The following is a 12,883-nucleotide window of genomic DNA, read 5'->3' as shown; positions in this document are numbered from 1 at the left end:
CAGGGACAACGCGGACAAACTGTAGGAGCGAGCCTGCTCGCGATGGTCGTCAACGATAACGCTGGCGTCCTGCTGCCCCGCGTTGTCTGCGCCACCATCGCGAGCGTGCTCGCTCCTACAGGGACAGCGCGGACAAACTGTAGGAGCGAGCTTGCTCGCGATGAGGCCCGCCCAGCCAATACAAACACCTGGTCAAAGATACTTGTCCGTCACCGCCCCCTCCGAAGCACTGGACACCGTCCTGGCATACTTGGCCAGCACCCCTCGCGTGTACTTGGGCGCAGGCCTGATCCAGCGGGCCTTGCGCTCCGCCAACACCGTATCGGAGAGCGCGACGCTGATCTGCCGCGTTTGTGCGTCAATGGTAATCCGGTCACCATTCTCGACCAGCGCAATCGGCCCGCCGTCGAAGGCTTCCGGGGTAATGTGGCCGACCACAAACCCATGGGACCCGCCTGAAAAACGCCCGTCGGTGATCAGCGCCACTTCCTTGCCCAGGCCCTTGCCCATCACCGCCGAGGTCGGTGACAGCATTTCGCGCATGCCCGGCCCGCCCCTGGGGCCTTCGTAGCGGATTACGATCACGTCGCCCGCTTGCACTTCGCCATTGAGAATGCCCGCCAGCGCGCCTTCTTCGCCGTGATAGACCCGCGCCGTGCCTTCAAAACGCAGGCCTTCCTTGCCGGTAATCTTGGCGACCGCGCCAGTGGGCGAGAGGTTGCCGTGCAGCACCACCAGGTGCGAATCCTTTTTTACCGGCTGATCGAACGGGAGGATCACGTCCTGGCCTGGCGGGTAATCCGCCACGTTTTCCAGGTTTTGCGCCAGGGTCTTGCCGGTGACGGTCATGGCATCCCCGTGCAACATGCCGGCGGCGAGCATGCGTTTCATCAACGGTTGGATGCCGCCGATGGCCACGAGCTCGCTCATCATGTACTGGCCGCTGGGGCGAAGGTCGGCGACTACGGGGGAAATTTTGCCCAGCTCGATGAAGTCCTCCAGGCTGAGATCGACGTCCACCGCATGGGCCATGGCCAACAGATGCAGCACCGCATTGGTCGAGCCGGCGAGGGCGATCACCACGCGAATGGCGTTTTCAAAAGCCTTGCGGGTCATGATATCCCGCGGCTTGAGGTCCAGCTTGAGCAGTTCCATGACCTGCTGCCCGGCGCGGAAGCTGTCCGAGGCCTTGTCGCCGCCGACCGCGTCCTGGGAGCTGGAACCGGGCAGGCTCATGCCCAGCGCTTCGATGGCCGAGGCCATGGTGTTGGCGGTGTACATGCCGCCACAGGAGCCCGGCCCGGGGATCGCCACTTCCTCGATCTGCTTGACCTGGATTTTGTTGATGTCGCCGCGGGCGTTCTGGCCCACGGCTTCGAACACGGAAATGATGTCGGTGTGCCCGGCGCCGGGGCGAATAGTGCCGCCATAGACGAAGATGGACGGGCGGTTCAGCCGGGCCATGCCGATCAGGCAGCCCGGCATGTTCTTGTCGCAACCGCCCACTGTTACCAGCCCGTCGAAGCCCTCGCAACCGGCGACGGTTTCGATGGAGTCGGCGATTACTTCGCGCGACACCAGCGAGTACTTCATGCCTTCGGTGCCGTTGGCGATGCCATCGGAAATGGTGATGGTGTTGAAAATGACGCCTTTTGCCCCGGCGGCGTTCGCGCCTTTTTCCGCTTCGATTGCCAGTTTGTCGATGTGCATGTTGCACGGCGTGACCATGGCCCAGGTGGAGGCGATGCCGATTTGGGGCTTCTTGAAGTCCTCGTCCGTGAAACCCACGGCCCGCAGCATCGAACGGCCCGGCGCACGCTCCACGCCATCGACCACTTGAGAGGAGTACTTGCGCAAATCGTCTTTGTTGCTCATGACTGTTCCTCATCCAGGCGTCTGGAAATCAGCATGAGTATAGTGGCCAGCGGGCGTGGGTCCGGACTACCAGGTCAGGAACAGACGCGCGGGTTTACGCGGTCGTGATATTCTTCGCACCATTGGGTTTGATCCATTCCGTTTTCCTGTCCCTGGCGACAGGGGAACAGAATCACTGTCGCTCAAGTAGCTGAAGCCAAGAAAGATAAAAAGTCAGTTCAGTAGGGACATATAACTGGGGTCGATGCATTCAATCGGCCTTGTGTGCCCACCCTTCGTTTCTTATGTGCGAGTACCGGGGACAGTTGGCTTGTCTGTCGTGATCAGGGCCTCGTGGGTAAGTGGGAAGGGCGGATGACGGTTTATCATAGGTGCTACAGATGTTTAAGAAAGTGAACACGGCCCTGCTGGGTCTGGCTCTGTCGTTGGGGATGACGACTGCCCAGGCTGAAGAAGCCAAGAAAGTCGATGTGCTGCTGATTGGCGGCGGCATCATGAGCGCCACCCTTGGCGTCTGGCTCAACGAGCTGGAGCCGGGAACCTCGATGGAAATGATCGAGCGCCTGGACGGTGTGGCCCTCGAGAGCTCCAACGGCTGGAACAACGCCGGTACCGGTCACTCTGCCTTGGCCGAACTGAACTACACCCCGGAAGACGACAAAGGTAACGTGTCGATTCCCAAGGCGGTTGAAATCAACGAAGCGTTCCAGGTCTCCCGTCAGTTCTGGGCCTGGCAGGTTCAGCAAGGCGTGCTGAAAAACCCGCGTTCGTTCATCAACACCACGCCGCACATGAGCTTCGTGTGGGGTGATGACAACATCAAATTCCTGAAGAAGCGCTACGAAGCGCTGCAAGCGAGCCCGCTGTTCGCCGGCATGCAGTACTCCGAAGATCCGGCTGTGATCAAGAAGTGGGTTCCGCTGATGATGGAAGGGCGTGATCCGAACCAGAAGATCGCGGCCACCTGGAGCCCGCTGGGTACCGACATGAACTTTGGCGAAATCACGCGCCAGTTCGTCGCTCACCTGCAAACCCTGCCGAAATTCGATTTGAAGCTGTCCAGCGAAGTGCAGGACATCACCCGTAACGAAGACGGCACCTGGCGCGTCAGCTCCAAGAACCTGAAAGACGGCAGCAAGTTCGCCACCGACGCCAAGTTCGTGTTCATCGGCGCGGGCGGCGGTGCTCTGCACCTGCTGCAGAAGTCCGGCATCGACGAAGCCAAGGAATACGCGGGCTTCCCGGTAGGCGGCTCGTTCCTGGTGACCGATAACCCGGCCATCGCCGAGCAACACCTGGCCAAGGCCTACGGCAAGGCTTCGGTGGGTGCACCGCCGATGTCGGTTCCGCACCTGGACACCCGTGTACTGGACGGCAAGCGCGTCATCCTCTTTGGCCCATTCGCCACTTTCAGCACCAAGTTCCTGAAAGAGGGTTCATACCTCGATCTGCTGACGACCACTACTACCCACAACGTGTGGCCAATGACCAAGGTCGGTATCAAGGAATACCCGCTGGTGGAATACCTCGCCGGCCAACTGATGCTGTCGGATGAAGACCGCCTCAATGCCCTGAAGGAATACTTCCCGAACGCCAAGGCTGAAGACTGGCGTCTGTGGCAAGCCGGCCAGCGCGTGCAGATCATCAAGCGTGATGAAGCCGCCGGTGGCGTCCTGAAACTGGGTACCGAGATCGTTGCTTCGGCTGACGGTTCGATTGCCGGTCTGCTCGGCGCCTCGCCAGGTGCTTCGACTGCTGCACCGATCATGCTGTCGGTCATCGAGAAAGTGTTCAAAGACAAGGTCGTAACCCCTGAGTGGCAGGAAAAGCTGCACAAGATCGTGCCAAGCTACGGCACTAAGCTGAACAACGACCCGGCCAAAGTGGCCGAGGAGTGGGCCTACACCGCCAAGGTCCTGCAACTGCCGACGCCTCCGGTGATCGGTCAGGCCGCCGCGCCGGCACCGGCCGCTGCGCCAACTGAAGCGCCAAAGGCTGAAGCTGCCCGCGACATGGCTCTGTAACCACAGGCCTGCTGGAAAAGCCCACTGAACCGGCAACGGTCAGTGGGTTTTTTTTAGCCCCTCTGTAGGAGCGAGCTTGTCTCCTACAGAAGGGGGGAGGGCTCGGGTTATTGGTGTCAAAAAATCGACAGTCAAGTGCCCTGGATTTTATTCATGGCTAATATGTTTCAAGATGTAAAAAAATACACAAATCAAAATGCCTTCCATATCAAGGTTTAAGCGTATATCCCGGCAACTGTTCACGTTGCCCTCGATCGCGCCATCGCGTTGCGATTTTCAATAAAAATCCTTTTCAGTCAGTAGGTTGAAGAAGTTTTTCGCTGCGTTTTTGAAGTGTCACCCGCTTTTATCCCCCCTCGATCCCATCTGCGCCACCCACCCGTCCACTCTTGCAAACGAAAGCCTTTCTTTCTTAACTGTTACCTAATGTAAAAAAATAATTTCATCGACGATGTCTTTTAAATCAAGGTTTTAGGACGGCCAAGTGCTGCCGGATGTTTCTCTGACCTGGGCAAGATGACTCTCAAGGGATGACCGATAAATGAAAGAGAAGCTGACAGCACTGGTTCGAAAATTGGTCTCGCCTTCAATGCGCTATGAGCTGCGAAGCGCCGCCAACCGGTTGCGCGGTCTGCTGGAGCGTGCCTGTTTATGGCGCTGGGAAATTGCCCGATTTCGGCTGCAGCATGAAAGTCCTTACGAGGTTCTCTACGTGGGCCGCAAAAACCGGCGGGACATGGCCAAGTTGCTGATCGGTGGCAAGTCCCTGATCGACAGCGAGGTGCAGCAGGAGGAAGTCCAACCCGCGGCCTCGAATCATGTGGTGGTCATCAGCGAAGTACCGACCACGGGCGCCTTGAACGTGCCTGTTTATTTGAGTGCCGTCGTGCCCCTGGGGCGCTCCCTGGAAGACATCACCGCCCGCTACGACAGCGAATTGCGGCGCAGCATCCGCAAGAACCGGCCGTTGTACCAGATGCGTCAGGCGTTGTCGGACGAAGACATCGAAATGGCCGACCGCGAGCTTTTGCGCCCTTATGCTGCGGCTCGACAAGGCACGCATGCGGCGCAATTTGCCACGCAAGAGGTGTTCAGGATCGCCAGGTCCGTCGGCAGGCTCGACCTGATCACCCTCAACGGCGAAGTCGTGGCTTGTCACCTGGGCTGCGTCATCACTCGGGGTGGCAAGCGCTATTGGAGCACGCTGCGTTTCGGTTATACGCAGGCCGTGTTCTGCGACGCCAAGAAGCTGCGGGAGGTGAATTCGATCACCACCTACATGGCACTCGAATGGGCCATCGAGAACGGCTTCGACTACTACGACATCGGGCTGTGCGTGGCGCGGCCGGATGATGGCTTGTTGAAGTGGAAAAGACGCCGTGGCGGTGACGTTGACTCCCTGGGCAACGATTCATTCCTGTTTGTTCGCCTGCCCAAGACCGGCACCGCGCGCTTCCTTTGGGATACACCATTGTTTGCGTTCGAAGGCAAACAGCTGACTCTGCATCTTGGCTTGCCGGATGGCCCTAGCGATGAGGAGGCGGCGCGTCGTTACCATGAGATGGTTTTCGGCGGGCTCGACAAGATCTACCTGCACTGCGAGAAGAACAAGGGCGAGCAGTTCCTGGAGACCTTGCGCAACCGCTATGCCAATGCGCAAGTCACTCCGGTTTTACAGAAGGTGGCCTCGAGTTGAACCAGGTCCAGGCTAAATCAGCGCAATGCTTCGATGTCCTGCCGGGAGGACTTTCATGAAAGGTGATGTGACGCATTCGAGTGCCCTGAGCGCCAGCCGCCGGAAAAAATGGACCCTGGCCGCTTACCGATATATCGCCAGAAAACGCTTGGCGCACACAGCAGAAATCAACCTGAAAAACCTTGCAGTGAAAAGTTGGGATATCGCCCCCAGCGAGGTGACCTGTTCGCCGCCGGCGTTCTTCCTGCCCGGCCAAATGGAGCGCGTGACGGGCTGGGAGGCCAAGCGCTTTTATCCCTACGAGCATCCGTCGCGCACCATGCAAGGGCTGGGTGATGTCGTTCAGGGGCCGACCCGTGGTTACCTGCTCAAGGATGTTTGGCTGATCGACGGCGTGCTTTACAAGGGCAAGGCCAGTCTGTGGCTGTCGAACAAACCGTCGCGGTTTCCGCACATCGTGGTCGAGCGTGAAATTCAGCGTGCCGCCGTCTATTGCACGCAAAACGGCAATAGCTGGTTTGGCACTTGGCTGATGGAAGATTGCCCGACCTACGCGTTGGCCGAGGAAGAGGGCATGCCGGTCACCACCGCGCCGTCTGCGCGGTTCCCGCTGTTCACTCAGGCGCCGGCGTACGAGGACTGGTTCGACATGCGGCCGACGCGCCTGCACACGGCGTTTTTCCGCGAACTGGTGCTGTTCGACGACCAAAGTCAGAACAGCAGCCGGAGCCTGCGCTATCGGGCCATGGGCGAAAAATTGCTGTCGCGCGTCAACGCTGCTGCGCACCCCGGCGTGTTCATCCTGCGCGGCGGCGCGGGCGATCTGCGGCTGTTGCGTAACGAACTGGAACTGGCGGATCACCTGCACAAGACTCGCGGCTTTCGCATTCTCGATCCACTTAAAAACGATGTCCCGACTATTGTTGCCACCTGCGCGGGTGCGCAAACCGTGATGGGTGTCGAAGGCAGCCAGTTGGTGCATGGCGTCAATGTACTGAAGCCGGGTGGGTCGGTGCTGACCTTGCAGCCCCCGAATCGCTTCGTCAGTTACTACAAATACCTGACGGATCGTGACCGGCAGAACTTCGGCTTTGTGGTGGGGCGCCCGGAAGGGGATGGGTTCACCATCGATATTGGCGAGGTGGAGCGCACGCTGGATTTGTTGCCTGCGTAGCGCGGAATGGGTCGCAAAAGCAGCATAAGATCGTGCCAAGCTACGGCACTCAGTTGAACCACGACCCGCCAGCACCAAAGCCTGGCGCTGCAAACGACATGGTTCTGTAACCACAGGCCTGTTGCAAAAAGCCCACTGAACCGGCGACGGTCAGTGGGCTTTTTTGTGCGCGGTGCCCTTGCGCAGTCGCGAGCCCGCAGCACAGCGGTCAACCGCGTCCCATGGGAATGTGGTCGTCGGCCGTTTTAGCGCGATACCGTATTGGCGCCAGGTGTGCGCAGCGCCATCTTCATCAGCCAGTAATAAGTGAGCGCCGGTACCAGCAAGCCTACGAGCCACGCCAGGTCTACACCATCCAGTGCACGAGCCACCGGCCCCACGTACAACGTGGTGTTCATGAAGGGGACTTCCAGCGCGATCGCCAGCAGGAAGCTGCCGCAGGCGACACCATTGAACCGACCATAGACCCCGTCCGGATTAAAGATGTCCTCGATTCGGTACTGGCCTTTGCGCAGGCAGTAGTAGTCCACCAGGTTGATCGCCGTCCAGGGAATCAAAAAGTAGCTCATGAAGAAGATGAAGTTGAGAAAGAAGCTGACAAAGTCATCCTGACCGATGGTGCACAGCGCCGTGGCCAGCAAGGTGATCAGTAGCATGAACAGGCCGCGAACCCGAGGCGTCACCTTCAAGCGCGCGAATGGCTCGATCACGGTAATGGTCGACATGAATGCCCCATACAGGTTGAAGACGTTGATCGAAACCTGGCCGTACACAATGAACAGGAACAGCAGCAACGCCCCGCCTCCAAACAGCCCCGCCACGTGCCCGCCGACATTACTGGAAAAATCCGCGATGCCGACACTGAGGATGGCCCCCAGTATCATCATCCAGGCACCCCCAATGACCGTGCCGGCGTAGCTGAACCAGAATACCTTGGCGGTAGAGGTGGCACTGGGCAGGTAGCGTGAGTAGTCAGCGACATAAGGTGCATAGGACAATTGCCAGGTCACCGCAATGCTCACCGCCACCAGGAATTTGGACAGGGAGAAGCCGACGGGCAACCATTGTTCGGCCGCGATGGGTAACTGCATGGCCAGCAGCGTTGCACCAATGAACACCACCAGCGACAACAGCGACAGCCACTTCTGCAATCGATGGATCAATCGATAGCCATACAATGCCACCACAAAGCACAGCGCACCGATCAGGTAGGTATTCGCCGTGGCGGACAGTGGGCTGACGGTTTCCAGCGCCTGGGCGGCCAGCAAGGTGTTGCTGACGAAGAAACCGAGATAGATCAGCATCACGAACAGCAGGGGCAGGACGGCCCCCAGCACGCCGAACTGAGCGCGGCTCTGGATCATTTGTGGAATACCGAGTTTTGGACCCTGCGCAGAATGCGAGGCCATGAACACTGCTCCCAGCAGAGAGCCGATGACAATGGCCAGCGCACTCCAGAACAGGTTGAGCCCCATCACGACCGGCAACACGCCAGACGCGATGGTGGTGATGTTCATGTTGGCGCCGAACCAGATGAAGAACAGCGAGCCTGGCTGGCCATGACGCTCGGTCTCGGGAATGAAGTCGATGCTTCTTTTTTCGACGTGCATGGCGATCACTCCTGGGTCCGGGTGAGGTGGGAATGCAAACGGGCGATGGTGGCTTCGAATTCGTGCGGTTGGTGGGCAAAACCATCCGGATGCTCCGGGATCAGGCTGACATGATCGCGACCTTCCATGGCCCGCCGGCATTGCTCGCTGGTGAGGATTTCCAGCGCATAAATCCAGTTGGCCATGATCAACAGGGCCGCATGATGTCCCGCCAGGGTGGTCGTGGTGCAGGCGTCGCTGACCAGGCGAACCCGGTAGCCCAGCGCGAAGGCATCGAACACGCTGGCAAGCACACAAACGTCGGTCAGTACGCCGCAGATGATCAGCGTCTCGATACCCGACGCCTTTAACCGGGCGTCCAGGTCGGTGCGGTGGAAGGCGCTATAACGACCTTTGTCCAGCACACATTCACCGGAATGCGGTGTCAACTGCGGGAGAATTTCCACCTGACGGGTGCCGGCGCGATAGCTGCTGGGGCCACCGTCGGCCGCGCGGGGTTCGCCGCGTGGCAAATCGCTGCCTTCGGCCGAATTGATGTGGCGGGTATAGATGACAGGTATCTGCTGACGACGAGCCGCGTCGAGCAGTGTCGAGGTATTGGTGATTACAGCGTCGAAGTTTTCGAGGACGAAGCTGTCCTCCTGCTGCATGTCGATGATCAACAGCGCATTGTTATTATTCATTGGGTAAACCTGAGCTCGAGTCGAAGCACAATGCACCACACATGCGCCCTGGAGCGTGACGTGAGGGGCGTGGATTGCTGTTCGGGAGCTCAGTTGACTATTTGCCAGAATCCGTTCTGCTTGGCGCAGACACAGGCGCGCAGACGTTTGAAGTGCAGATGCGAAGCGGTCCATTCGCCGCGCAGATAAGCCTGCTCGGCGCCGCAGGGCAGGGTAATGGATGGGAGACGATCTTCTAGCATCACAATCGACCCTGCATTTGCGTCAGTCCCCGTAATGGGCATCCGGGGACGTTGGTGGACTCAGCGAAACGCCGGAACCACGTGTTTGATGAACAGCTCCAGGGATTTTTTCTTCTCCGCGTGGGACAAGCTGTTATCGCACCAGAAGCTGAACTCGTCGACCCCCAGTTCCTGGTAATACTTGATGCGCGGAATGATCTCTTCCGGGGTGCCGATCATGGCGGTCTTGTGCAGGCTGTCCAGTTCGAACTCGGGACGACCGGCAAATTTTTCTTCCGGGCTTGGTTCCAGGAAACCGTTGACCGGCGTTTGCTTGTTGCCGAACCAGGCATCGAATGTCCGATAGAACTTCGAAATTGCCCTGGCGCCGACTTTCCAGCCTTCCGGGTCGTCAGCGGTGTGCACGTGGGTGTGACGCAGCACCATCAGTTGCGGACGTGGCACGCCCGGGTTGTTGTCGAGCGCGGTCTGGAACTTGTTCTTCAGGTCGAGGACTTCTTCGTCGCCCTTCATCAGCGGGGTGACCATGACGTTGCAACCATTGGCCACGGCGAAGTTGTGCGAGTCCGGGTCACGGGCGGCGATCCACATCGGCGGGTTAGGCTGCTGGATGGGCTTGGGCACGCTGGTGGAGGTCGGAAACTTCCAGATGTCGCCGTCGTGGGCGTAGTCGCCTTGCCACAGCGCACGGACCACCGGAACCATTTCGCGCAGGGCCTGGCCACCGCTTGAGGCGGGCATGCCACCGGCCATGCGGTCGAATTCTACCTGGTAGGCGCCGCGCGCCAGGCCGACTTCCATGCGGCCATTGCTGATCACGTCGAGCAGGGCGCATTCCCCGGCCACTCGCAGAGGGTGCCAGAACGGCGCGATGATGGTCCCGGCGCCGAGGTGAATGGTGGTGGTTTTGGCGGCCAGGTAAGCCAGCAGCGGCATCGGGCTTGGCGAGATGGTGTATTCCATGGCGTGGTGTTCGCCAATCCACACGGTGCTGAAACCGCCGGCTTCGGCCATCAGGGTCAGTTCGGTCAGGTCCTCGAACAGCTGGCGGTGGCTGACGCTTTCGTCCCAACGTTCCATGTGTACGAACAGGGAAAATTTCATGACGCTACCTCGAATCTCTTGTGGTCGACCCGTCGACTGCGGGGCTGTTGGCTATTGGTATACCATAATACCAAGTGGCTGCAAATTGTTTAGATGCTTAACCTTGTTTTCCTGTAGGAGCGAGCATGCTCGCGATGGTGGAACAGGCACCGCGGGCATCCAGACAGCCAGCGTTATCGTTGACGACCATCGCGAGCGTGCTCGCTCCTACAGGGAATGGGGGAGTCAAGCGAGAACGGGCAACGCCCCCATCTTGCCGTGGCAATACACCAGAGGGCCGTTGTTGTGCTGCGGCACGATCAGGTTTTTCACCGCGCCAACCATGATGGCGTGGTCGCCCCCTTCATATTCGCGCCACAACTCGCATTCGATGACCGCCGTGGCATTGGCCAGGATCGGGTTGCCCAGTTCGCTCAACGTCCATTCGATGCCTTGCGCCTTGTCCTTGCCTTTACGCGCGAAGGCATAGGCTTCGCTTTGCTGGCCGCCAGACAGGACGTGGATGGCGAAGCGTTTGTTCTTGATCAGGACAGGATAGGAGTCGGAGCTGTAGTTGGGGCAGAACAGCACCAGGGCCGGATCCATGGACAGCGAGCTGAACGCGCTGGCGGTCAGACCGACGATTTGCCCATCGTCATCGAGCGTGGTGATCACGGTAACCCCGGACGGAAACGAACCCATCACTTGTTTGTAGATGGCGGCATCGATCATGGGACGGTCCTCTGGCGGTGAAACGGGTTTTTATGAATTTATAGGTATGATGGTATACCGTAATACATCGTTTGCAAGTGCTTTTTCAGTCATGCCGATAAACGTATGTTTTTGCTGTTTCGTCTAATGATTACGGGGTTTTTTCAAGATTTGACGTGCAGGTCATTCGTCAGGAAAGCGGATCAGACCGCTTTTTAAAGGCCGGATCAGTCTTGTCAAAAGTTTGGAATACCATAATATGACTCGCATCTGAGGGGGGCCATGGAGCACCCCCGGTTTGGCTTCGTACAACTATAAGATCAGACAAACTCGAGTTCATGCACATGTCCCAGATGTCCCGGCAAGACCCCCTGATCGAGAATCACACGGTCGATTACGTCCCACTCGCGGAACGCCACGGGAAGGCCCGCGACCTGTTCACCTTATGGTTCAGTACCAACATTGCGCCACTGCCCATCGTCACCGGTGCCATGGTTGTACAAGTGTTCCATCTCGACCTGTTCTGGGGCCTGCTGGCGATTGCCCTCGGGCATATGATCGGCGGCCTGGTGATTGCACTCGCCTCGGCGCAGGGCCCGCGCATGGGCATCCCGCAGATGGTGCAGAGCCGTGGCCAATTCGGCCGTTACGGCGCGCTGCTGATCGTGTTCTTCGCGGCGATCATCTACGTCGGTTTCTTCATCTCCAACATCGTGCTGGCCGGCAAGTCGATCGTCGGCATTGCGCCGTCGGTCCCGGTGCCGGTCAGCATCCTGATCGGCGCACTGAGCGCCACGGCCATTGGCGTGATCGGTTACAACTTCATCCATACGCTCAACCGCATCGGCACCTGGGTGATGGGCAGCGCGTTGCTCGCCGGCTTTATCTACATCTTTGCCCATGACCTGCCGGCGGACTTCTTCACCCGTGGTGATTTCAACCTGTCCGGATGGTTGGCGACGGTGTCGTTGGGGATCATCTGGCAGATCAGCTTCTCGCCGTACGTGTCCGACTATTCGCGTTACCTGCCGGCGGACATCGGCATCACCAAACCGTTTTTAGCCACTTATCTCGGGGCGACGCTGGGCACCATCCTGTCGTTCACCTTTGGCGCCGTGGCCGTGTTGGCAACGCCCGAAGGCACCGAGGCGATGGCGGCGGTCAAGCAGTCCACCGGCTGGCTGGGGCCGATCCTGATGGTGTTGTTCCTGCTCAACATCATCAGCCACAACGCGCTGAATCTGTATGGTGCGGTGCTGTCGATCATCACTTCGATCCAGACCTTCGCCAGCCAATGGACCCCGAGCATCAAAGTGCGCGTGGTGCTATCGAGCGTAATCCTGGCAGGTTGCTGCCTGGTGGCGCTGGGGGCATCGGCAGACTTCATCTCCGAGTTCATCGGCCTGATTCTCGCGCTGTTACTGGTGCTGGTGCCGTGGGCTTCGATCAACCTGATCGACTTCTACGTGATCAAACGCGGCAGCTACGACATCGCCTCGATCTTCAGTGCCGACGGCGGCATCTACGGGCGCTTCAACCTGCACGCGATCATCGCCTACTTCATCGGCATCATCGTCCAACTGCCGTTCGCCAACACCTCGCTGTACGTTGGGCCCTACGCCAACCTGGTGGAGGGGGCGGACTTGTCCTGGCTGGTCGGCCTGATCGTGACCTGCCCGCTGTATTACTGCCTGGCGACACGCGGCAAGGCACAGCAGCAAAGTACTGCGGCGCGTCTGGGTTACACCGACTGACCGCTGTCATTCAACTCGCCAGCGGGGCACA

The 12,883-nt window shown here is 59.0% G+C and carries 10 protein-coding genes; 4 read left to right on the top strand and 6 right to left on the bottom strand.

Annotated elements, in window-relative coordinates:
• Positions 1 to 192: 192 nt before the first annotated feature.
• Positions 193 to 1,875 carry a dihydroxy-acid dehydratase gene (gene ilvD / locus AB4N33_RS10540; RefSeq protein WP_476457231.1) on the bottom strand — a complete coding sequence of 561 codons (1,683 nt, stop codon included), beginning with the start codon at positions 1,873 to 1,875 and terminating at the stop codon, positions 193 to 195.
• A gap of 380 nt (positions 1,876 to 2,255) precedes the next feature.
• On the opposite strand from ilvD, the gene mqo reads away from it, so the two are divergent.
• The 3 genes from mqo (at position 2,256) to AB4N33_RS10525 (ending at position 6,769) form a co-directional block, all read left to right on the top strand.
• Complete coding sequence (gene mqo, locus AB4N33_RS10535; RefSeq protein ID WP_460139540.1) at positions 2,256 to 3,899, top strand: malate dehydrogenase (quinone); 1,644 nt, start codon at positions 2,256 to 2,258, stop codon at positions 3,897 to 3,899.
• A 541-nt stretch (positions 3,900 to 4,440) separates the two neighbouring features.
• Complete coding sequence (locus AB4N33_RS10530) at positions 4,441 to 5,595, top strand: hypothetical protein (RefSeq protein ID WP_476457230.1); 1,155 nt, start codon at positions 4,441 to 4,443, stop codon at positions 5,593 to 5,595.
• 55 nt (positions 5,596 to 5,650) lie between these two features.
• Positions 5,651 to 6,769: a glycosyltransferase 61 family protein gene (locus AB4N33_RS10525; protein WP_476457229.1), complete on the top strand. Its 1,119-nt coding sequence runs from the start codon at positions 5,651 to 5,653 to the stop codon at positions 6,767 to 6,769.
• 245 nt (positions 6,770 to 7,014) lie between these two features.
• Here the strand turns inward: AB4N33_RS10525 and AB4N33_RS10520 are convergent, their stop codons facing one another.
• From AB4N33_RS10520 to AB4N33_RS10500, 5 genes are all read right to left on the bottom strand, one after another.
• The gene (locus AB4N33_RS10520; protein ID WP_460139537.1) at positions 7,015 to 8,379 is read right to left on the bottom strand and encodes a purine-cytosine permease family protein; all 1,365 of its coding nucleotides are present in this window, start codon (positions 8,377 to 8,379) and stop codon (positions 7,015 to 7,017) included.
• A gap of 5 nt (positions 8,380 to 8,384) precedes the next feature.
• A complete protein-coding gene (locus AB4N33_RS10515; protein ID WP_476457228.1) occupies positions 8,385 to 9,062 on the bottom strand; it encodes a cysteine hydrolase family protein in 678 nt (225 codons plus the stop codon).
• An 89-nt stretch (positions 9,063 to 9,151) separates the two neighbouring features.
• On the bottom strand, positions 9,152 to 9,304 hold the full coding sequence (locus AB4N33_RS10510) for a hypothetical protein (RefSeq protein WP_460126330.1): 153 nt from the start codon (positions 9,302 to 9,304) through the stop codon (positions 9,152 to 9,154).
• A 60-nt stretch (positions 9,305 to 9,364) separates the two neighbouring features.
• Positions 9,365 to 10,408, bottom strand: coding sequence for an LLM class flavin-dependent oxidoreductase (locus tag AB4N33_RS10505; protein WP_476457227.1), 1,044 nt, complete (start codon positions 10,406 to 10,408; stop codon positions 9,365 to 9,367).
• A 225-nt stretch (positions 10,409 to 10,633) separates the two neighbouring features.
• Positions 10,634 to 11,119 (bottom strand): flavin reductase family protein, encoded by a 486-nt coding sequence (locus AB4N33_RS10500; protein WP_460139534.1) that lies wholly within the window; start codon positions 11,117 to 11,119, stop codon positions 10,634 to 10,636.
• Between the two features lie 323 nt (positions 11,120 to 11,442).
• On the opposite strand from AB4N33_RS10500, the gene AB4N33_RS10495 reads away from it, so the two are divergent.
• Positions 11,443 to 12,852 carry a purine-cytosine permease family protein gene (locus AB4N33_RS10495; RefSeq protein WP_476457226.1) on the top strand — a complete coding sequence of 470 codons (1,410 nt, stop codon included), beginning with the start codon at positions 11,443 to 11,445 and terminating at the stop codon, positions 12,850 to 12,852.
• The last annotated feature ends 31 nt before the right edge of the window (positions 12,853 to 12,883 follow it).

It is taken from the genome of Pseudomonas sp. S1_E05 (assembly GCF_056337105.1).
Note: the sequence above shows the minus strand (reverse complement) of the source record. Positions and strands in the feature narration are given on the sequence as shown.